Genomic DNA, 21,139 nt, shown 5'->3' on the forward strand with positions numbered 1-21,139 from the left:
TCGTGTCGCGCATTTGTCCTCCAATTTTTGGACGCCTTATGGACCCAGTCGTCACACGCAATCTTGTGCGCTATCTCATCGGCAAGGGCCTGCTGACCCGCCAGGAAGTCGTCGATGGCGGCCTTGCCCTCACCATGAGCCGCAGCCGCAACCGCTTTGTCATGCTCAAGCGACGGAGCGGTGCTTCCTATTTCATCAAACAGGCGATCGAAACCGAGCCTGGCACTCGTGAGACGATCGCTCGCGAAGCAGAGGTCTATCGCGGTGCGTTCGGCGATGAGCGGTTGTTGCCGCTGCGCGAGTTGTTGCCCCGGTTCCGCCTCTATGACGGCGAACAGGGCATCCTGATCAACGACCTGATCCCCGACGGTGAGACTGTCGCCGCAGTGCATAATGCGCTCGGCGCCTGCCCGGTCGATCTTGGCGGACGGATTGGCGCTGCGCTCGCAGCCTATCACCGCGTCCGCTTCGTCGAGGGCGCGCCACAGGCCGCGCTGTTTCCGCAGCAGGAACCCTGGATCCTAAGGCTCCATGCCGAGCGCGATCTGGCCGGCATGCGCCGCAGTCCCGCGGCGTCGGCGCTTCTCGATATTCTGCTCGCGGCGCCGCGCGCCGGCGAACTGCTCGGCGCCCTGCGCGCAAGCTGGCGGCGTGACACGCTGATCCATACCGACATGCGCTGGGAGAATTGTCTTCTCGCGCCGCACGACGTGTCGCTGCCGTTGCGCCACTTATATGTGATCGACTGGGAGCTTGCCGATATCGGTGACGCCGCCTGGGACGTTGGCAGCATGCTGCAATCCTATCTTGCCTTCTGGATCGCCTCGATGCCCAAGGACTCCGACCCAGAGGCGATGCTCGCGGGCGCGAAGATTCCGCTTGCCGAAGTCCAACCGGCGATCTGCGCGTTTTGGGACGGCTATATAGCGGCGAGCGACGCTTACCGTGACCAGGAAGCACAATTCCTCGATCATTGCGTGCGGCTGCTCGCGGCGCGGATGATGGTCACCGCGTTCGAGCGCTGTGCCTGGGCCAGCCAGATCGACCCGACTGCGCTGGTATTGGTCCAGACCGCGCTCAACATCCTCGAAAGGCCCGAACCGGTTGCACTGGAGTTGCTCGGCATCACCGAACCGGGACGGGATAAGCGCCAGACGGCGAGGGCGGCATGAGCGACGCGCTGGACATGCTCGCGACGTTCGTGGCGGCGCTGGCGTTGGACGCCGATGGCACGATTCGTCTTGCCGGCGAGTCGGTTGGCCGGCTCGCCGGACCGCGAGAAGACCGACCCGCCTTAGCCACGGCGTTGACGTCGATCGTCTATGAGCATGGCTATGCCCGGGCTTTCCCGACAGCGGCCGCCGATAGTGGCGGTCCGGAAGATTTTACCGCGGCACTCGCCCGCGCCAATGCCGGCCGCGCACGCGACGAGGCGGGTTGGCGGAGCGCGGGCCTCGATGCCGGCGGTGGAGTCACCGCCACGCGTCACGGCCATACGCGCCGCTTCGCACCCGGCCAGTTCGTTGCGGCGGATGGCGAATTCCCGATCAAGCCGGGGACGCCGCTCACGGTCCATATTCCCGTCGGCTCGAAAGTCGCTCAACCGGGCTTCTATTATTGCTTCGGTGAAGCGAGCCGAGAGATCAACGATCTCAGCCCAACGGTGCGCTTCTACTGGAACGTCACGCGCGCCGGCGCGGAGCGGTTGGTCCGTACGTTGACCGCTCTGCTCAACCGGTATCGCGTCCCGTTCGAGTTCAAGATCGCGGTCCGAAGCCAGGATTATGTCCGCCGCGACAATGCCGTGCTCTATATCGCGCAGGATCTATTCCCCGCAGTGATCACGTTGCTGACGGCGGCGTGGCCGGCACTTGCCGACCTGCTGGACGACGACGTCCCGTTGTTCGCGAAATGCGTAGCGCCTGGTCTCGGCTTCGCCGAGGATCCGGGGAACGGTGAAAGCTTCGGCATGGCGCGCAGCCGCCTGGTCGCTTCCGCGCTGGCTGCGGCGCATGAAGACCAGGGCTTTGCGCCGACCCGCTTCGAGGCGGAACTCGCCTCGGGAATCGAGGAAGCCGGGCTTCGGCTCGACGCGCTATGGCGCAATCCGGGCGCCGACGACATCTACGTTTTTCCTTCGCTCACCCCGGAAAGAGCCGCGGTATGACCACTCGCAACGCCTGTCTCGAAACTGCCTTCCACATCGGCGCGCGGCTCGCCCGCGACGCGATCTGGGACGGCGAACGCTGCAATTGGTTCGCGCCGGTGTATGAGAATTTCAACGGCAGCCAGCAGCTCGCCTGCGGCACGCTTGCCGCGACGTTGTATGACGGCACGGCAGGCATCGGTTTGTTCCTCGCCGAACTGCATCGCGCGACCGGCGATCCGCTCGCCGCGCGCACTGCCGCTGGTGCGATCGAGCATGCCCTCGACCGCGCGACGGACATTCCCGAAGCGTTACATCGCGGCTTCTACACCGGCTTTCTCGGCATCGGCTTTGCGGCAATGCGCATCGGCACGGCACTCGGACGCGACGATTTCTCCGCGCGCGGGCTGGCGATGGTGCGCCGCGCCGTCGCGCTTCCGCCCGACGGAAAACTGGCGATCGACGTAATGTCGGGCAATGCCGGCATGATTCCCGTACTGCTCAGTCTGGCCGAGGTTTGCGGCGATAGCGGGCTCTGTGACGCGGCGGTCGATGCCGGCGGACGGTTGCTCGACATGGCGGAGCGCAGTGAGCGCGGGCTATCCTGGAATGCGATGGGCGAAATGGCCGAATTGGTCGACTTATCGAGCCTGTCGGACGACCTCGTTGCGGAGTTTCGCGAAAAGAGGCGCCCCAATCTCACCGGCCTGTCGCATGGCGCTGGTGGCGTAGGCTGGGCGCTGCTCGAACTGGGCGCCGCGACCGGCGAGAAACGCTTCACCGAAGCCGGGCGCGATGCCTTCTCCTATGAGGACAGCTGGTTCGACGCCGCGACCGACCGCTGGCCAGATTTGCGTAAGCATGACCATGACGATCCGGGTGGCCCGGCGCCCGCCGCTTGGTGTCATGGCGCGGTTGGTATCGGCCTTGCGCGTATCCGCGCGCTGCGGCTGCTCGGCGACCGCGCGTTGCTGCCGGGCATCGAAGCGGCACTGCGGATCAGCGCGCGCTCGGTCGTGGCGCAGCTTGCGCGTCGGAACGCCAATTATTCGCTCTGCCACGGCGTGGCCGGCGATGCGGAGCTATTTCTCGACTGGACACGAGCGACGGGCGATGCGGAAGCCTGGACGCTGGTCGAGGAGATCGCGCGGCAGGGCATGACCGAATATGGCGATTCCGGCCGCGCCTGGCCTTCCGGCACGCCGGGTGCGGGCGAGTCGCCCGGCTTGATGCTGGGTCTGGCCGGGACCGGCTATTTCTATCTGCGGGTGTTCGATCCTGCACAGGTTCCGTCAATCCTGCTCGTTGCGCCGGCGACAGTGGCTCAGAGCGATGCAAATACGCACGAAGCTCTCGTAGCGAGCTGAACGTCAAGCCAACGAACACGATTGAATTACGCTTCTATTCAGCGTCAGTCGCCGCCAATTCTGATATCGCTCTCGTCTCACCGACGCATGCCGTGAAGGAGAATCGAGATGATAAACAGGCGAACCTTCGCTGCCGGAGTGGTTGCCGGCGCTGCCGCTCCGCTGGTCGTCACTCGCGACGCGGCCGCGATCCCCGTCTCGACCAAGGCGCGCAATGTCGTCCTCGTGCACGGGCTGTTCGCCGATGGCTCGTGCTGGTCCGAAGTGATCGCGCGGCTGCAGGCAGCTGGGCTCAATGCCACGTCCGTGCAAAACCCCCTGACGACGTTGCCCGAAGCGGTCGCATCGGCACAGCGCGTGCTGGACCGGCAGGACGGTCCGACGGTGTTTGTCGGTCATTCCTTCTCCGGGATGATCCTCACGGAAGCCGGCGTTCATCCGAAGGTCTCCGCGCTCGTCTATGTGGCGGCGCGGGCGCCGGACGCCGGTGAGGATTATACGGCCCTGGCGAAGACTTATCCGGCGCCGCCGGCTTCCGCCGGGATCGTCTATGACGGCGATGAGGGGCGCCTCAGCGAAGCGGCGTTCCTGCGCGATTTCGCGGGCGACCTGCCGAAGGAAAAGGCCCGGATCCTCTATGCCGTCCAGCAGCCGTTCCAGAAGGCCTTGCTGACGGGAAAGACTACGCATGCTGCCTGGCGATCGAAACCGAGCTTCTATGCGGTGTCGACCGAAGATCGAACGATCAACCCCGACCTCGAACGCTTCATGGCCAAGCGGATGGGGGCGAAGACCATCGAAGTGAAGGCAAGTCACCTCTCCCTGATCTCTCATCCGGGCGAGATCACCCGGCTCATTCTGGAAGCCGCCGGACAAGGCGGATAAACCTAAACGGAGACCTCGGTTGGCCCTGGGGGAGGCGAAGAACGCCCGCGTTCGCCGCCTTAATCGACACCCGCCAGGGTCATTCAAACGTCAGCGGGTTGGGGCCCATCCGCCCCTCGGGATCGTCGAGAGTCGCGATCTTCGCCATATCGTCGGCATCGAGCGTGAACGCCAGAATGTCGAGGTTCTCGCGCATCCGGTCTTCGTTGATGGTCTTGGGTATGACGATCAGGCCGTTCTGCACATGCCAGCGCAGGATGATCTGCGCGACGGTACGACCGTGCTTCTCCGCCAGGCCCTTCAGCACCGCGTTGCCGAGAAGCTCTCCCTGTCCCAACGGGCTCCAGGATTGAACGGCGACCTTTCTTTTCGCATTCTCGGCGCGCGCCGAAACCTGTTGAAAGTCCGGATGGCATTCGATCTGATTGACGACGGGCACGACACCCGTCGCTTCGATCAGGCGATCGATCTGGTCGGGCAGGAAGTTGGAGACGCCGATAGCGCGTGCCAGCCCTTCCTCGCGCAGCTCGATCAGAGTCTCCCACGATTCGACGTAGAGATCGCGCGCGGGCACCGGCCAGTGGATCAGGTACAGGTCGACATAATCGAGCTTCAGCCGATCGAGACTGGCGTTGAAAGCAGCGCGCGCCGAGTCTCTGCCCTGGTCGGTGTTCCACAATTTGGTGGTGATATAGACCTCTTCGCGCGGCACGCCGCTGGCGCGCAGGCCGTCTCCGACTCCCGCCTCGTTGCGATAGATCATCGCCGTATCGATGTGGCGGTATCCGATGCCGATCGCCGCTTCGACCATCTTTGCCGTACGGTCTGCGGCCGCTTGATAGGTGCCGAGGCCGATCTGGGGGATTTCGCTGCCGTCATTGAGGGTGATGAAAGGCTGAGGCATCTCGGACTCCGATAGGGGTGCCGGCGATATAGAAGTGCCACGTCCAATCGTATAGTATGATTAATTACAAGGGGGCATCGCGTGGTGTCAGCGAATGGCGGCCCGGCCTTGCCGATACGCGGTTGCTAGCAGCACGGCCGATCGGTAGGAATATGTATGAGTATTTATTTGGGCATGGAGCAGGCATGAAGAAGTTGCGGATCGGACTGGTTGGACTCGGCAAGATCGCGCGGGATCAGCATCTACCGGCGCTCGCCGCGGACCCCGATTTCGATCTTGTCGCGATTGCCAGCCGCAACGCGACGCTCGACGACGTCGCCAACTTTCCCACGATCGAGGCGATGCTCGACAGCGATGTCGCACTCGATGCCGTATCGCTCTGCACCCCGCCGCGTGGCCGGTTCGATCAGGCGCGCAGGGCGATCGAGGCGGGGTTGCACGTGATGATGGAAAAGCCGCCCGCCGCGACCGTTTCCGAAGCGGTCGCGTTGGCCGAACTGGCGCAAGCGAAGGGCGTGGTGCTGTTCGCGACATGGCATTCACGCGAAGCAGCCGGTGTCGAGCCGGCGCGCGCCTGGCTCGTGGGGCGGCGGATCGATGCGGTGCGGATCACGTGGCGCGAGGACATCCGCCGCTGGCATCCCGGGCAGGACTGGATTCTGGAAGCCGGCGGGTTCGGCGTGTTCGATCCCGGCATCAATGCCCTCTCGATCGCGACCCGGATCCTGCCCGATCCCTGGCACGTGGACGCCGCGACGATCACCGTTCCCGCCGGGCGACAGGGACCGCTCAAGGCGACGTTGGGGTTGTCGGCGGGCGCCGTCCCGGTATCCGCCGAATTCGATTTCCTGCAGACCGGCCCACAGACCTGGGACATCGAGATCGATACCGATGCCGGCACGCTGGTGCTGTCGATGGGCGGCTCGATCCTGTGCCTTCCCGGCGAGCCGCCGCGCGAGGCGAAGGACGCCGAATATCCCAGCCTTTATCGTCGCTTCGCGGAGCTGGTCGCGACGGGGAAAAGCGATGTCGACTTGCGGCCGCTTCAGCTCGTGGCGGATGCGTTCCTGATCGCGGATCGTACGACCGGCGATGCATTCGAGTGGTGAGAGTCCGGCGACGGCGGGAAAGATTGGGGGAGTGAGGCTATGATGTTGCGTGCTGCACTGGTGTTGGCGATCGCGCTCCAGGCCACCGCTCCGGCGCCTGACGCGTCTCCGCCGCGCGATCCGCGCAACTGGCCGACGCCGGTCATGGACACCGTCCCGCCGACGGTCCCGGCATTGCGCAAAGGCGCGGTGCTGGTTCTCTCCAAGACCAACGGCTTTCGCGATCCCGATCAGATCGCGGCGGCGAACAAGGCTGTGGGCGAGATCGTTCGGGGCATCGGGTACGACATATTCGTGACCGAGAATGCCGCGGTCATGAATCCCCGCGACCTCGCCAGATTTTCGGTCGTCGTGCTGAACAGCACGAGCGGAACGATCTTCGATGACAAGCAGCGCGCGGCGTTCAAGACCTGGATCGAGCAGGGCGGTGGGGTCGTGCTGCTTCACGGCGCGGGCGGCGACCCGAGCTACGACTGGGCCTGGTATCCGCAAGTGCTGATCGGCGCGCAGTTCATCGGTCATACCGGCCGGCCCAAGCAATTCCAGCAGGGGACGATCGACGTGATCGACCGCAGCAACCCGGCGACCCGCGACCTGCCGGCCAAATGGGTACGGACCGAGGAATGGTATTCGTTCGATCGGGTACCGACCGGTTACGGCACGCGCATCCTCGCGACGCTCGACGAGACCAGCTACGAACCGTTCCCCGAGCGCGTGCGGATGGGCAGTCCGCATCCGATCATCTGGACGCGCTGTATCGGCAAAGGAAGGATGTTCTTCTCCGCGCTCGGCCACAAGGCCGAGACCTATGCCGAACCCCTCCACCGCAAGCTGATCGCCGGCGCGATCCGCTGGGCCGCCGGCCGCAAATGCTGAAGAGCTAGAATCGTTTTCAGTTTCGCTATCACGGTGCCGGCCCGCTCCCCCACCCGACCTCCCAATCAGGATATTCTATGGGAGGCCGGGTGGGGGAGCGGGCGCAGAAGCCCAAGGTTCCGGCGATGCGTAGCATCGTTGGAATGGCTGCGGAGGGCGGCACCGCGACCGTTTCAGCTTCGCTGAAACAAACTCTACGCCGGCTTGGCCGGCTTGCTCCCCCAGAGGGCGTAATAGAGCACATAGAGCTCGCACAGAGCCGTGACGATGAACGCCCATTGGATGCCGAAATTGTCGGCGACGCTACCCTGGACGAAAACCAGCGCGCCGCCCGCGATCGACATGATCAGCAGCCCCGAACCTTCCTCGGTCAACGGGCCCAGTCCGCGGATCGCCAAGGCGAAGATGGTCGGGAACATGATCGAGTGGAATAGGCCGACCAGGATCAGCGCGTACATCGCCGCGGGACCCTGTATGAAAGTGGCTCCGAGCGCGGACAGCAAGGCGCCGGCAGCGAACACCGCGAGGACGCTCTCTGGCTTGAACCGGCGCATGATCCACGCGCCGGCGAAGCGGCCGACCATCATCCCGCCCCATACGAACGTCAGGTAGAACGCGGCCTGCTCGTGGGTGATGTTGGCGATGTGCGGCTGCGAGGCGAAGTTGATGAACAAATTGCCGACACCAATTTCCGCCAGCACGTAGAGGAAGATTGCGCCGCAGCCGAGGATCAGGTTGCGGTGCTTCCACAGCGACAGATGCCTGCGCTCCTCGGCATTGGCACGCTGCGTCGCCGCGCCCAGCGCGGGCAGCTTGGCGCGCGCGATGATGACGGTCAGCACGGCAAGCACGATCGCGACGATCAGATAGGGAAGCTCGGTCGCCTGCGCGTCGGCCATGCGCTGCGCGTGGCTCAGCTGGACGCCCTCGGCCGAGGTGCCGGCGGTAGTGCGAGCGAGGATCAGATATCGGCCGAACACGATCGCCAGCACGTCGCCGGCCGTGTTGAACGCCTGAACCAGGGTGAGCCGCGCCTCGGCCGTCTGGGGCGAACCGATCACCGCGACATAGGGATTGGCGGCGACCTGGAGCAACGCGATGCCGCACGACACGATGAACAGGGAGGCGAGGGTGACGCCATAGGACGGCAGGCTGGCGGCCAGGATCATGCCCAGCGATCCCACCGTCATCACCGCGAGGCCGACCGCGAGCGCTTTCTGATAGCCGATCCGCTCGATCAGCTTGGCCGCCGGAATCGAGGCGACGAGATAGCCGACGAACCAGGTCGATTCGATCAACGTGGTCTGCAGGTAATTGAGTTCGAAGACGCTCTTCAGGTGCGGCAGCAACGTGTTGTTGATGACCGTGATGAAACCCCACATGAAGAACAGGCTGGCGAGCAGCGCGAGTGCCGGCCCGTAGCTGCCGCCCGCCGGCATTTCGACCTGCTGACGCGGGGTAGTTGCCGCGGGACCTGCCATCTTCCTCTTCCTTCAAACGAGCGCAAAGCTTGTGTGTTTGCTAATTGTCTGATTATATATCGCTCGTGCCGCGGTCAATCCGGTTGGCATCGAAAGGAGGGGCGGCATGCGTAGAGACTTGAGATTCATGACATTCGCGGCCGCCTTGCACCTCGCTCATTCTCCTCTGGAGCCCTGAATGCCCTTCGACAAAATGCCCAAGCTCCGCAGCCGCGCCTGGTTCGACAATCCCGACAATGTCGACATGACCGCGCTGTATCTCGAGCGCTACCTGAACTTCGGTCTCAGTCTCGAGGAGCTGCAATCGGGCAAGCCGATCATCGGCATCGCGCAGACGGGGTCCGACCTCAGCCCGTGCAATCGCCATCATCTCGTGCTGGCAGAACGCGTGCGTGAGGGGATACGGGAGGCGGGCGGCATCGCGCTCGAATTTCCGGTCCATCCGATCCAGGAAACGGGCAAGCGTCCCACCGCCGGGCTCGACCGCAACCTTTCTTATCTCAGCCTGGTCGAGACGCTGTACGGCTATCCGATCGACGGCGTGGTTCTGACGATCGGCTGCGACAAGACGACGCCGGCCTGCCTGATGGCGGCGGCAACGGTGAACATCCCCGCGATCGCCTTGTCGGTCGGGCCGATGCTCAACGGCTGGCACAAGGGCGAGCGTACCGGGTCGGGCACGATCGTCTGGAAGGCGCGGCAGATGCTCGCGGCCGGCGAGATCGATGATGCCGAATTCATCCGCCTGGTCGCCTCGTCGGCGCCTTCGACCGGCTATTGCAACACGATGGGCACCGCGACGACGATGAACTCGCTGGCCGAGGCGCTGGGCATGGCGCTGCCCGGATCGGCGGCGATTCCGGCCCCGTATCGCGACCGCCAGGAAGTCGCCTATCGCACCGGCAAGCGTGCCGTCGAGATGGTCGCGGAGGATCTCAAACCCTCCGACATCCTCACCAAGGACGCTTTCCTCAACGCCATCGCGGTCAATTCGGCGATCGGCGGATCGACCAACGCGCCGATCCATCTGACCGCGATCGCGCGCCATATCGGCGTCGATGTGCCGCTCAAGACCTGGCAGGACCATGGTCATGCCGTCCCGCTGCTGGTCAATCTCCAGCCCGCCGGCGAATATCTCGGCGAGGATTATTACCGCGCGGGCGGCGTCCCCGCGGTGGTCGCGCAATTGATGCAGCACGGGTTGATCGCGGAGGGCGCGATGACGGCCAACGGCCGCACCATCGGCGACAATTGCCGCGACGCCGCGATCGAGGACGAGAAGGTCATTCGCCGGTTCGAGGATCCGTTGATGCAGGATGCCGGCTTCGTCGTCCTGTCGGGCAATCTGTTCGACAGCGCGATCATGAAGACCAGCGTGATCTCGGCGGAATTTCGCGAGCGCTACCTGTCCGACCCCGACGATCCGGACGCGTTCGAAGGCCCGGTCGTGGTGTTCGACGGGCCGGAGGATTATCATGCGCGGATCGACGATCCCGCCACCGGCATCACGCCCGCGACCCTATTGGTGATGCGCGGCGCGGGACCGATCGGCTATCCGGGCGCGGCCGAGGTTGTGAACATGCGCCCGCCTGCGCACCTGATCCTCGACGGCGTCCATGCCTTGCCCTGCATCGGCGACGGCCGCCAGTCGGGCACGAGCGGCAGCCCCTCGATCCTGAACGCGTCGCCTGAGGCCGCGGCGGGCGGTGCGCTGGCGCTGCTGCGCAGCGGAGATCGCGTGCGCATCGACCTCCAGCGCGGAACCGCCGACGTGCTGATCGACGATGCCGAACTCGCCGAGCGGCGCCGCGCCCTGGAAGCAGCGGGCGGCTATCGCTATCCGGCATCGCAAACCCCGTGGCAGGAGATCCAGCGCGCGGTGGTCGGCCAGCTCGGCAGCGGCGCCATCCTGGAGGGGGCGGAGGCCTATCAGCGCATTGCCCAGACCAAGGGCCTGCCGCGCGACAATCATTGACACTCCAATTTCCCCTCCCTTGCAGGGAGGGGCGTCCTTTGGCCTCACTTTCGACCCGGCAATTCCATATCCGTCAGCGCCAGCCGCAGCAGGTCGGTCATCGCACGCCGCGCGCCCTCCGCATCCTTCGCCGCGATCGCTTCATGGACGCGGTGGTGATCGGGCAGCGGGTCACGCGGCAGGCCGCGTTGACGCTGCTTGAATTTGGTGGTCCAACTCACTGCCGCGCCGACGGTGCTGGCTAGCGCGGTCAGCGGCTCGTTGCGCGCGGCGGCCAGGATGGCGCGATGGAAACGCTGGTCGGCGGCGCGCCCGCGCTCGTCGGCCAAACCAAAGACTTCCATGCCATGGAGCGCGTCGGCCATTTCGGCCAGGTCCTGCTCGCTGCGCCGTTGCGCCGCGAACGCGGCGGCAGCTGGCTCGATCACCTCGCGCAGCTCGAACAGGTCGACGATGAACTGGGTGTCGGGCTCGCCCTCGAACGTCCAGGCGAGGATATCGGGATCGAGCAGGTTCCAGCGATTGCGCGACGTGATTCGCGTCCCCGCCTTGGGCCGGCTTTCGACCAGCCCCTTGGCGGCCAGGATGCGGATCGCTTCGCGATAGGCAGTGCGCGAGATGCCGAGCTCCTCGCTCGCCTCGATCTCGCCGTCCAATATGTCGCCCGGCCTGCGGATGCCGCCGACGATCTCGATGCCGATCTTGCGCGCGATCGTACCATGGATGCGTGGCGCGGGAGGGGGACGGTCGTCATCCATCGACCGTCCCAGCCTATGCGGTCGCGATCCGGCTGACAATGCTCACAAGCTGCGCACCGCGATCGGCACTGCCGCCGCCCGAGCGAGCGGGTTGCGGGCCGGGAGGGTGAAGGGCGGTGCTTCGACCTCGAACACATCGCCCGGCTCGGTCTGCACTCCGTCGCTGAACGACAAAGTCGCGGTGCCGAAGAAATGGACATGCAGGTCGCCGGGGCGGCGAAAGCCGGCATATTTGAAATGATGGTGCTCGAGATTGGCGATGCTGTGCGACATGTTCGCCTCGCCAGAGACGAACGGCTTCTCCCAGATCACCGTGCCGTCGCGAAGGATACGGCTGGTGCCGCGCACATCTTCGGGCAACTCGCCGAGCAGCAATTCCGGGCCGAGCGCGGCGGCGCGCAGCTTGGAATGCGCCAGCCAGAGGTAATTGCCGCGTTCGGTGACATGGTCGGAAAATTCGTTGCCGAGCGCGAAGCCGATCCTGACCGGCGCGCCGTCGGGGGCGATCAGGTAGATGCCGGCAATCTCCGGTTCCTCGCCGCCGTCCAGCGCGAAATCGGGCATGGCAAGCGGCGCGCCTGGCGCGGCCAGGATCGCGCCATCACCCTTGTAGAACCATTCGGGCTGGACGCCGACCGAACCCGTCTCCGGCTTGCCGCCTTCCACTCCCATCAGGAACATCTTCATCGAATCGGTCGGCGCCGGATTCTCGATCGCCGCGCGGTGCATCTTGTCGCGCCCCTCGGCCGATCCGAGATGGGTGAGGCCGGTGCCGCTGACCAGCAAATGCGCGGGATCGGCATGGTCGATCGGGCAGAGCAGGGGGACGCTGCCGAGATCGATCGCCTCCCCGAGCCGCCCGCCGGCGAGGTCCGCGAGCGAGACGCCGGTCGCGATCGCTTCCTCCGCCAGCGCAAGGATTGTCGTCGCACCCGACACGCGCCGCGCGCCATCGTCACCCAGCGCCGCGACGCCGCGCGCACCGTCGTCGAACTGGACCAGGGACCGGATCATTTCGGCGACTCCTCGCGCTGGCCGTCGATACGGCGGGCAATTCCCCATTCATTCGCGTCGCCGATCGCGGCGGGGATCAGGCCGGCCGGCAAATTCTGGAAACAGACCGGGCGCAGGAAGCGCTCGATCGCCTTGCTGCCGACCGAGGTGGTGCGGGTGTCGCTGGTCGCGGGGAAGGGGCCGCCATGAACCATGGCATGTGCGACCTCGACGCCGGTCGGCCAGCCATTGGCCAGGATGCGGCCGACCCGGCGAGCCAGCAGCGGCAGGATTTCGGCCGCGGCGGGTTCGTCGGCCGGGTCGATCTGGATCGTTGCGGTCAATTGCCCTTCGAGCCCGGAGATGACGTTCGCCAACTCGGCGGTGTCGCGGCAACGCACGACGATCGAGGACGAGCCGAATACCTCGTTGCCCAGCGCCGGATCGGCGAGGAACTGGGCGGCGCTCGTCTTGAACAGCGCGCCCACGGCCTGGTTGACCCCGCCGTTCGTTCCCCCGCGCGCGACGGTGCGCACTGCGTCATGTCCGGCGAGTGCGCCGACACCCTTCTCGAACGCGGCGTGGATGCCGGGAGTCAGCATGGTCGCGGAACTGGTGCCCTGGAGCGCCTGACCGGCGGCCGCGACGAAGGCGTCGAGCTCCGGACCGTCGAGCCCGATGACCAACCCCGGATTGGTGCAGAACTGCCCGGCGCCCATCGTCAGCGAGGCGACGAACGCCTCGGCCAGGGCCGGCCCGCGCGCGGCGAGCGCGGCGGGGAACAGGATGACGGGGTTGATGCTCGACATCTCGGCATAGACGGGGATCGGTTCGGCGCGTGCCGCCGCGATCCGGACCAGTGCCAGCCCGCCGCCGCGCGAGCCGGTGAAGCCGACCGCCTTGATCCGCGGATCGGCGACCAGCGCCGCGCCCAGCGCGTTGGTCTCACCGGGAAGATAGGAGAAGACGCCCGCCGGCAAGCCGCTCGATGCCACCGCCGCGGCGATTGCGCGTGCTACCAGTTCGCCCGTGCCGGGATGCGCGGGATGGCCTTTCACCACGACCGGACAGCCCGCCGCCAGTGCCGATGCGGTGTCGCCGCCGGCAACCGAAAAGGCGAGCGGGAAGTTCGACGCGCCGAACACCGCAACCGGCCCCAGCGGCAGATTCATCCGCCGAAGATCGGGGCGCGGTAGCGGCTGACGGTCGGGAAGGGCGGGGTCGATCGTCGCGTCGAGCCAGTCGCCCTGGCGGACGACGGACGCGAACAGGCGGAGCTGTCCGACGGTCCGCGCGCGCTCGCCTTCGAGCCGGGCGCGGGGAAGGCCGCTTTCCTGCATCGCGCGAACGATCAGGTCATCGCCAATGTCGAGGATCGCCTGCGCCACGGCATCGAGGAACGCACCGCGCGCCTCGGGCGTCGTCGCCGCATAGATTGGGAAGGCCGCTTCGGCCAGCGCGCAGGCCGCGTCCACCGCTTCGGCGCCGGCGGAGGAGAAATCGGGCCGCAAAGCCTCGCCGGTCGCCGGATCCACCGCGCTGAAGCGGGTGTCGGCCTGGCGCGCCTCGGCGCCGATCAGCATGGAACCGTCTATCAAGGAATCTCTCCAATAACTCAGACATAATTAGCGGTGTTGATCGGCGGCATCAAGCTTGTTCGGTGCGCCGTCGAATATCTTGGTTTATCAGATGGTAAGGCCGGGTTTGCCCGAGGGGCGGCTACGTTGTCGGCGGGATTGACAACCATATAATCATACAATATGACGTTAATTAGTAGTACAAATCAAACGCGGCGGAAAGCCGAATGCCTGGGAGGAGAGGAATGAACTATTCCGGTCAAATTCGTTGTGGAGTCGCGCTCGGCGCGATGATCATCGGCCTCGCAGCCGGTACCGCGCATGCGCAGGACGCAGCCACGCCGGCGCCCCAGGCGGCCGATCCGGCGCAGACTGCCGATGGATCGGCTCCCGCGGAGATCGTCGTGACCGGCGTTCGGGCGAGTCTTCAGTCGGCGCAGAACGTCAAGCGCAATGCCGCCTCGATCGTCGACTCGATCGTCGCCGAGGATATCGGCAAGCTTCCCGACAATAACGCGACCGAGGCATTGCAGCGCATTACCGGAGTGCAGGTGTCGCGCGATGTCGGCGAAGGCGGGTCGATCGCCATCCGTGGCCTTCCTCAGGTCGAAACCACGCTGAATGGCCGTGAAACCTTCACCGCCGGTGGCGGCCGCACGTTCAATCTTCAGGATCTTCCCGCCGAGCTGATCGGCCGCATCGACGTCTACAAGTCGCCGACCGCCGACCTCATCGAAGGCGGTCTGGGCGGCACCGTGGACATACGCACCCATTTGCCGTTCGATTTCGCGCACGCGACGGTCAGTGCCACGCTGCGCAACGTCTATGCCGACCGCATCAAGAAGTCGGAGCCGATGGCGTCGCTTCTCGTGTCGGACCGGTGGCAGACCGGGATCGGCGAGATCGGCGTGCTGGCCGCGGTTTCCTATCAGGAGCGCTCCTATCGCCAGGATCTCGATTCGACCGGCGCGCCGACGCCGCGAGTCCCCGGCCTGGCTAGCCAGATCGATCCCACGCGCACGGTCTTCGCGCCGAACGGCAATTATCAGGTGCTGATCAACGGCAACCGCCAGCGCATCGGCGCCAATGCCGCCTTGCAATGGCGCCCGGCGTCCAATCTCGAATTCTCGCTGGAAGGGCAATATCAGCGCTTCCGCACCAATCAGCAGCAATATTCGGCGAACATTCCGACGGCTGGTTCCGCGTACATCCCGGGTAGCGTCAGCTATTTCGGCAGCACCAACGACGTCAGCCAGGCCAGCTACAGCAACCAGATCATCACGGCGGGCGGCACGGAACGTGACTTGCGCGACGTCAACAAGCAGCTATCGCTCAAGGGCAAGTGGACCAGCGGCAATTTCACGCTGACCGGCGATGGCAGCTATACCAAGTCGAAGAGCGACCTCTGGTACACCGAACTCGATCTGGTGACGCACGCGCCGGTGTTCACCCAATATGCCGGCACCAATCCGCCGTCCTCGTCGACGCCGGGCTTCGATCTGTCGAACATCTCGAACTACACGGTCGGCGGCCTGACGCGGAACGAAAACCATTATGTCGGTCACGAATGGGCCGGCCGCCTGGACGGCGAATATAAGTTCGACGCAGGTCCGCTGACGGCGATCGACGTCGGCTTCCGTTTCTCCGACCGCGCCGTCGCACAGCAAAATCCGGTGCGCTATACGGGACAGACCAAGGCGACCAACCCCGCTCTCTATCCTTCGCTGTTCACCGCGAACCAGTTCGGCGATTTCTATTCCGGCGTCGGTTCGGGCTTGGATTTCCAGCGCAACTATCCGTACGCACTGCCAGCGAATCTGAAGAACAACTTCAGCGGGGTGGTGAGCGCTCTGGGCCTGGCCGCGCCGGACCCCAATTCGATCAGCAATCAGCTCGCGGGCTTCGCCGCGGACGAGAAGAGCTACGCCGGTTATGTCATGGCGAAGTTCAACTTCAACGACGTGGTCGACGGCAATGTCGGCGTGCGCTGGGTCCGCACCGAGGACAGCATCAACGGCTTCCAGCTGCGGAGGCACGCGGTCACCGTCAATAACGTTACCACTTACGTCGTGGACAGCCCGCAGGCCGTCGATCCGGTGATCGTCGACAATTCGTACGACAAGTGGTTGCCTAGCGCGAACATCCGCATCCACCTCACGCATAATCTGCAGCTTCGCCTGGCGGGTTCGAAAACGCTGACGCGGCCGGACTTCAGCCAGCTGTCGCCGGCGGTGACAGTGGTGCCGGGCCAGCTCGCCGCGTCGAGCGGCAATCCGAACCTGTCTCCGATCACCTCGACCAACGCCGATGCGTCGCTCGAATGGTATTTCGGCAAGTCGAGCTCGCTCTACGTTGCGGGCTTCTACAAGCGGGTAAAGGGGTTCATCTTCACGCGCGCCACGCCTGGGCAGACGATCGACGGAGTGAGCGGCTACACGGTCTCGCTTCCGGTCAATTCCGATCCGGGCACGGTGAAGGGCGTCGAAGTCGGTTACCAGCAGTTCTTCGACTTCTTGCCGGGGGCGTTGTCGGGCCTCGGCCTGCAGGCCAATTACACCTATGCCGACAGCAAGGCGCCGAGTTCGCTCGTCGGCTTCACCGCGCCACTGACGCAATTGTCGAAGAACAGCTTCAACATTGCCGGCATCTACGAGAAATACGGCGTCTCGGCGCGCGTTGCCTATAATTACCGGTCGAGTTTCCTGTCGAGCATCCTGGCCGGCGGCTACACGCCGCCGGGTGGAACGACAGTTTCCTATGTGTTCCCGGTCTACACCAAGGGGTATGGTTGGCTCGATGCCTCGCTCAACGTGGACGTCGGCAAGCACTTCACCTTGACGTTCGATGCGCAGAACATCCTCCGCACGCAGATCCAGCAATATTACCAGGTCGCGACGCAACCGGGTCAGTTCACGATCGACGATCGTCAGTTCATGGTCGGCGTGCGCATCAAATACTGAACCCGGACCAACTCCACCGAGCCGGGCCTTCGCGCAGGGCGGAGGTTCGGCCGGCAACTTCCCGAACCTCCGACTGGGCGCGAACCTTCCCGTTCGCGCCCATCTTGTTGCGCGACTCAGTCGTCGAGCGAGAATTCGCGAATGATCGCGTCGCTATGCTCGCCGATCCGGGGCGCCGCTGTCGAAGCGCCGACGCGCCCCCCATCCACGCGCACGGGCGCGCGCGTGGTGGTGATCGGGGTGCTGCCGCGCGCGACGCGCTGGAGCATATCGAGCCGCCTGAACGCCTCTTCGCCGAGCAAGGTCGGCCAGTCGCCGACCGGCGCGCACCAGATGCCGTCGGCGCGCAGGCGATCGATCCATCGTCCGGTCGTGCCGTCCTCGAGCCGTGCCGCGATCTCCGCCTTGATCGCATCGCGCTCGGCAAAGGCATCGCGCCCCGCGAGCGGAAGGTCGAGTGACCGTCCGAGCAGGTCGAGCGGAGTCATCGCCAGCCCTATCCAACCGTCGCTCGCCCGATACACGCCATAGGGTGCCGCCAGATAGGCATGAGCGTTGTCGACCGCCGCGCGCTGTGGGAGGCGGCCGCCGTCGTTGAGATGCGTGGTCAGGACCTCGAACTGAAGGTCGACCATCGCCTCGAGCAGGCTGGTCTCGACCGTCGCGCCGTCGCCGCTGATCCCGCGCCGGACCAGCGCGGCCAATATGCCTTCGACCAGGATATGGCCGGCGAGCATGTCGGCGACCGACAGTCCGAACGGGACGGGTCCATCCGACGCGCTGCCGCTCAACCACATCGCTCCGGACACGGCCTGGGCGAGCAAATCCTGCCCGGGAAGGGCGGCCCAGGGACCATCCTCGCCATAACCCGAAATGCTGCCGACGATCAGCCGCGGATTGCGTGCGCGGAGTGCCGCCGGTCCGAAGCCCAGGCGATCGGCGACGCCGGGGCGGAAATTCTGAATGACGACATCGGCTTGATCGATCAGCCGATGGACGCGCCGTGCGTCAGTCGGATCCTTGAGATCCGCGGCAAGGCTCTGCTTGTTGCGGTTGATCGCGTGGAAGAGAGTGGAATCGCCCGCCAGATCGGTGTCGCTGAGGTACAAGGTGCGACAGATGTCGCCGCCCTCGGGCCGTTCGACCTTGATCACCCGCGCGCCGAGATCGGCGAGGCGCAGCGCCGCCGACGGGCCCGACAGGAACTGGGCCATGTCGATGACGAGGAGGCCGGCGAGCGGTGCGGTCATCGGCTTGCGCGATAGAGTTGGTTGAGACCAGCGATCGCCTCGGCCGCGGGCTCGCCGCCGCGCAACGCGTGGTTGATCCGCTCGGACGCCGCATGTTGGAACGGCATATACCCGTCATGCCGCGGTCGCACCCAGGCTCGGTCGAGCGTCGCGCGGGTGGCGCGATAGAAATCGTTGGTCGCGGCGTTGACGCTGTCCGCGTCCCAGGCATCGGCATGGCCGGGCTGGCCACCGTGCGGCGCGATCAGGTCGCGCTGCGCTTTGCCGTTGGCGACCCAGGCGGCGAAACGCGCCGCGGCGGGCGGATTGCGGCCATAGGCCGACACCGCGATGCCGGTGCCGCCGAGCGTCGATCCCGTAGGGCCATTGCCGAGCGCCGGAATGTCGGCGAAGCGCACGGTCTCCGACCGGAAGCCGTCGATCGAATAGCTGACATAGCCGTAAATCAACGGCGCCACTGCCAGTTCGCCGGCGGGATCGGCCATTACCTCGAGCATGTCGATCGGGTCCATCGCATAGGCCTGTGCGTCGACCTGTCCGGCCAGCGTCGCGAGCAGATCATAAGCGCGCGTGGCAGCAGCCGGAAAGAGGTCGTCGCCCGCGTCCTCAAGCGTCACGCCGGTGAGGCCGCACAAGGTGAAGAGACTCATCAGGCTGTGCGGCGGCTTGAGCGGAAGCGAGGCACGCCCATCGGCGGCGAGTGCGGCAAGCGCGCGCCAGTCGGTCACCGGTGCCGCGATCCGCGACGGCACCCAGGCCTGTACCTGCGCGGCGGCGTCGATCGGGAGCGCCCATTGATGTCCCGCCCAAGTGTAGCTCTCGTACGATCCGCCGATCGAGCCCGTCGCGATCCCCTCTAGCGTGGAGCGATCGATCGCCTCGTCGATCGGCAACAGGCAGCCGCTGGTGGCGACTTGTCCGACATGCGGATGATCGATCACGATAAGGTCGTAGCGCCGCGCGAGATCCTCGACCGGATAGCTTTCGAAATCCTGGAGCGAGCGCTGGTCCCACTCGATCGTCTCGCCGGTCAGCGCCTTCCATTCGGACGATGCGGCAACCAGCGGGTCGATGCCGCGAGAATGATTCCAGGTCATGCCGCGCATGTTGCGCCTTGCTCCATCGATTTGAATCGTCGCCCGTTCGGGAAACGGTTGACTCGCCACACCGACGCCAATAGCAGTTCAGAAAAGATAATATAGTCATACTTTTTAGGAGATGATCGAGTGGAAGCGGCGGCGGGGAACGAGGGCGGGAATGAAGCGCCCGACGCGTCGCCGCTCGACGGCATCACCGTGCTCGATTTCAGTCAGTTCCTTGCCGGTCCATCCTGCGCATTGCGCCTAGGAGATCTCGGCGCGCGGGTGATCAAGGTCGAACGGCCCGACGGAGGCGATGCCAGTCGGTCGCTGTTCCTCGCCGAAACGGCGTTCGACCAGGACAGCGCGCTGTTCCACGCGATCAATCGCGGCAAGCAAAGCTACACCGCCGACCTCAAGCAGGAGGGCGATCTCGCCGCGGTAAAGGCACTGATCGCGCGCACCGACGTGCTGATCCACAATTTCCGGCCCGGCATCATGGACCGGCTCGGGCTGGGCTGGGACCAGGTGTCCGCGCTCAACCCTCGGCTGATCTATGCCGGCGTCAGCGGATACGGTCCCGAGGGACCGTGGCGCGATCGCCCCGGACAGGATCTCCTCGTCCAGTCGCTGTCGGGCATTGCCTGGTTGTCGGGCGATGCCGGCGGCGCGCCGGTGCCGGCGGGGCTGTCGATCACCGACATGATGGCGGGCGCGCAGCTCTGTCAGGGCATATTGGCTCTTCTCGTGCGGCGCGGTGTGACGGGCAAGGGTGGGCGGGTCGACGTCAGCCTGATCGAGACCGCGATCGATCTCCAGTTCGAACATCTCTCGGTATATCTCAACCGCGCCGGCGCGATGCCGGCGCGCAGCGACGTGGCCAATGGCAACGTCTATCTCGCCGCGCCCTACGGCATCTACGCTACCGCCGACGGCTATCTCGCGCTGGCGATGACGCCGGTCGATCGACTGGGTGCGGTGATCGACCTGCCCGCGCTGGCGGATTTCCCGGCGGATCGCTGGTTCCCCGATCGCGACGCGATCAAGGCATTGATCCGCGACCATCTCGCGACACGCGCGACGGCCGACTGGCTGGCCTTGCTCGAACCTGCCGGAATCTGGGCGGCGCCGGTCCTCGACTGGCCGGCACTGATAGCCGAGCCGGCTTTCGCCGCTCTCCATGCGACGCAACAGGTGCGCTCGCCCGATGGCGCCGCTCTGACGCTGACCCGCTGCCCGATCCGCGTCGATGGCGCGATCCTCACGTCCCCGCGCGCGGCACCCCGGCTCGGTGCCGACCGCGCATCCATCGACCAGGAACTTGGCCAATGATCGTCGAGCAATATTTCGAGGACTATGAGATCGGCAGCGAGCGCACGTCGTTCGGCCGCACCATCACCGAGACCGATTTCGTCGTCCATGCGGGCCACACCGGCGACTTCTTCCCGCACCACATGGATGCCGAATGGTGCGCGACGCAGGACATCGGCCAGCGCATCGCCCATGGCACGATGGTCTTCGCCATCGGCATCGGGCTGACCGCGACGACGATCAACCCGCATGCAATGTCCTACGGCTACGACCGGCTGCGCTTCATCCGCCCGGTGCATATCGGCGACACGATCACGACCATCACGCGCATCGCCGACAAGCGCGACCATCCCAAAAGGACATCGCATGGCGTCGTCACCGAGGCGGTCGACATCCGCAACCAGCGCGGCGAGACCGTGCTGGCGTGCGAGCATCTCTATCTCGTGGCGCGCCGCCCGGCGGACTGAG

General features: G+C 65.5%; 17 protein-coding genes. 10 read left to right on the top strand and 7 right to left on the bottom strand.

Annotated elements, in window-relative coordinates; genetic code table 11:
- The first annotated feature begins 65 nt into the window (after nt 1-65).
- The 4 genes from Q0L25_RS18675 to Q0L25_RS18690 all read left to right on the top strand — a co-directional run bounded on the left by Q0L25_RS18675 (nt 66) and on the right by Q0L25_RS18690 (nt 4,398).
- Entirely contained in the window at nt 66-1,172 is a 1,107-nt protein-coding gene (locus Q0L25_RS18675) for a phosphotransferase (protein ID WP_296616898.1), read from the top strand.
- A complete protein-coding gene (locus Q0L25_RS18680; protein ID WP_296616899.1) occupies nt 1,169-2,167 on the top strand; it encodes a T3SS effector HopA1 family protein in 999 nt (332 codons plus the stop codon). The genes Q0L25_RS18675 and Q0L25_RS18680 overlap by 4 nt, the downstream gene beginning before the upstream one ends.
- Nucleotides 2,164-3,513 carry a lanthionine synthetase LanC family protein gene (locus tag Q0L25_RS18685; RefSeq protein WP_296616901.1) on the top strand — a complete coding sequence of 450 codons (1,350 nt, stop codon included), beginning with the start codon at nt 2,164-2,166 and terminating at the stop codon, nt 3,511-3,513. Before Q0L25_RS18680 ends, Q0L25_RS18685 begins: the two co-directional genes overlap by 4 nt.
- 108 nt (nt 3,514-3,621) lie before the next feature.
- On the top strand, nt 3,622-4,398 hold the full coding sequence (locus tag Q0L25_RS18690; protein WP_296616904.1) for an alpha/beta hydrolase: 777 nt from the start codon (nt 3,622-3,624) through the stop codon (nt 4,396-4,398).
- A gap of 79 nt (nt 4,399-4,477) precedes the next feature.
- Here the strand turns inward: Q0L25_RS18690 and Q0L25_RS18695 are convergent, their stop codons facing one another.
- Complete coding sequence (locus Q0L25_RS18695; RefSeq protein ID WP_296616906.1) at nt 4,478-5,302, bottom strand: aldo/keto reductase; 825 nt, start codon at nt 5,300-5,302, stop codon at nt 4,478-4,480.
- A 185-nt stretch (nt 5,303-5,487) separates the two neighbouring features.
- On the opposite strand from Q0L25_RS18695, the gene Q0L25_RS18700 reads away from it, so the two are divergent.
- Both Q0L25_RS18700 and Q0L25_RS18705 read left to right on the top strand, forming a co-directional pair.
- Nucleotides 5,488-6,411 carry a Gfo/Idh/MocA family oxidoreductase gene (locus tag Q0L25_RS18700; RefSeq protein WP_296616908.1) on the top strand — a complete coding sequence of 308 codons (924 nt, stop codon included), beginning with the start codon at nt 5,488-5,490 and terminating at the stop codon, nt 6,409-6,411.
- 39 nt (nt 6,412-6,450) lie between these two features.
- A complete protein-coding gene (locus Q0L25_RS18705) occupies nt 6,451-7,287 on the top strand; it encodes a ThuA domain-containing protein (protein WP_296616910.1) in 837 nt (278 codons plus the stop codon).
- A gap of 194 nt (nt 7,288-7,481) precedes the next feature.
- Here the strand turns inward: Q0L25_RS18705 and Q0L25_RS18710 are convergent, their stop codons facing one another.
- Nucleotides 7,482-8,768, bottom strand: coding sequence for a sugar MFS transporter (locus tag Q0L25_RS18710; RefSeq protein WP_296616911.1), 1,287 nt, complete (start codon nt 8,766-8,768; stop codon nt 7,482-7,484).
- A 178-nt stretch (nt 8,769-8,946) separates the two neighbouring features.
- Here Q0L25_RS18710 and Q0L25_RS18715 point away from each other — a divergent pair, with 178 nt between their 5' ends.
- On the top strand, nt 8,947-10,743 hold the full coding sequence (locus Q0L25_RS18715; protein WP_296616914.1) for an IlvD/Edd family dehydratase: 1,797 nt from the start codon (nt 8,947-8,949) through the stop codon (nt 10,741-10,743).
- A 44-nt stretch (nt 10,744-10,787) separates the two neighbouring features.
- Here Q0L25_RS18715 and Q0L25_RS18720 read toward each other — a convergent pair whose 3' ends face one another.
- From Q0L25_RS18720 to Q0L25_RS18730, 3 genes are read right to left on the bottom strand one after another with little or no spacing between them, the layout of a single operon-like run.
- Nucleotides 10,788-11,501 (bottom strand): FadR/GntR family transcriptional regulator, encoded by a 714-nt coding sequence (locus Q0L25_RS18720; protein ID WP_296616916.1) that lies wholly within the window; start codon nt 11,499-11,501, stop codon nt 10,788-10,790.
- 42 nt (nt 11,502-11,543) lie between these two features.
- Complete coding sequence (araD1, locus tag Q0L25_RS18725) at nt 11,544-12,515, bottom strand: AraD1 family protein (protein ID WP_296616918.1); 972 nt, start codon at nt 12,513-12,515, stop codon at nt 11,544-11,546.
- Nucleotides 12,512-14,092, bottom strand: coding sequence for an aldehyde dehydrogenase (NADP(+)) (locus tag Q0L25_RS18730; protein WP_296616920.1), 1,581 nt, complete (start codon nt 14,090-14,092; stop codon nt 12,512-12,514). Before Q0L25_RS18730 ends, araD1 begins: the two co-directional genes overlap by 4 nt.
- Nucleotides 14,093-14,316: 224 nt before the next feature.
- Between Q0L25_RS18730 and Q0L25_RS18735 the strand changes: the two genes are divergently transcribed.
- The gene (locus tag Q0L25_RS18735; protein WP_296616922.1) at nt 14,317-17,031 is read left to right on the top strand and encodes a TonB-dependent receptor; all 2,715 of its coding nucleotides are present in this window, start codon (nt 14,317-14,319) and stop codon (nt 17,029-17,031) included.
- A 116-nt stretch (nt 17,032-17,147) separates the two neighbouring features.
- Here Q0L25_RS18735 and Q0L25_RS18740 read toward each other — a convergent pair whose 3' ends face one another.
- Nucleotides 17,148-18,281 carry a CaiB/BaiF CoA-transferase family protein gene (locus Q0L25_RS18740; RefSeq protein WP_296616924.1) on the bottom strand — a complete coding sequence of 378 codons (1,134 nt, stop codon included), beginning with the start codon at nt 18,279-18,281 and terminating at the stop codon, nt 17,148-17,150.
- Entirely contained in the window at nt 18,278-19,387 is a 1,110-nt protein-coding gene (locus tag Q0L25_RS18745; protein ID WP_296616926.1) for an extracellular solute-binding protein, read from the bottom strand. Before Q0L25_RS18745 ends, Q0L25_RS18740 begins: the two co-directional genes overlap by 4 nt.
- A gap of 120 nt (nt 19,388-19,507) precedes the next feature.
- On the opposite strand from Q0L25_RS18745, the gene Q0L25_RS18750 reads away from it, so the two are divergent.
- Nucleotides 19,508-20,692: a CaiB/BaiF CoA-transferase family protein gene (locus tag Q0L25_RS18750; protein ID WP_296616928.1), complete on the top strand. Its 1,185-nt coding sequence runs from the start codon at nt 19,508-19,510 to the stop codon at nt 20,690-20,692.
- Nucleotides 20,689-21,138: a MaoC/PaaZ C-terminal domain-containing protein gene (locus tag Q0L25_RS18755; RefSeq protein ID WP_296616930.1), complete on the top strand. Its 450-nt coding sequence runs from the start codon at nt 20,689-20,691 to the stop codon at nt 21,136-21,138. The genes Q0L25_RS18750 and Q0L25_RS18755 overlap by 4 nt, the downstream gene beginning before the upstream one ends.
- Nucleotide 21,139: the final 1 nt, after the last annotated feature.

The organism is Sphingomonas sp., from assembly GCF_024508665.1.
Taxonomy (GTDB): Bacteria; Pseudomonadota; Alphaproteobacteria; order Sphingomonadales; family Sphingomonadaceae; genus Sphingomonas.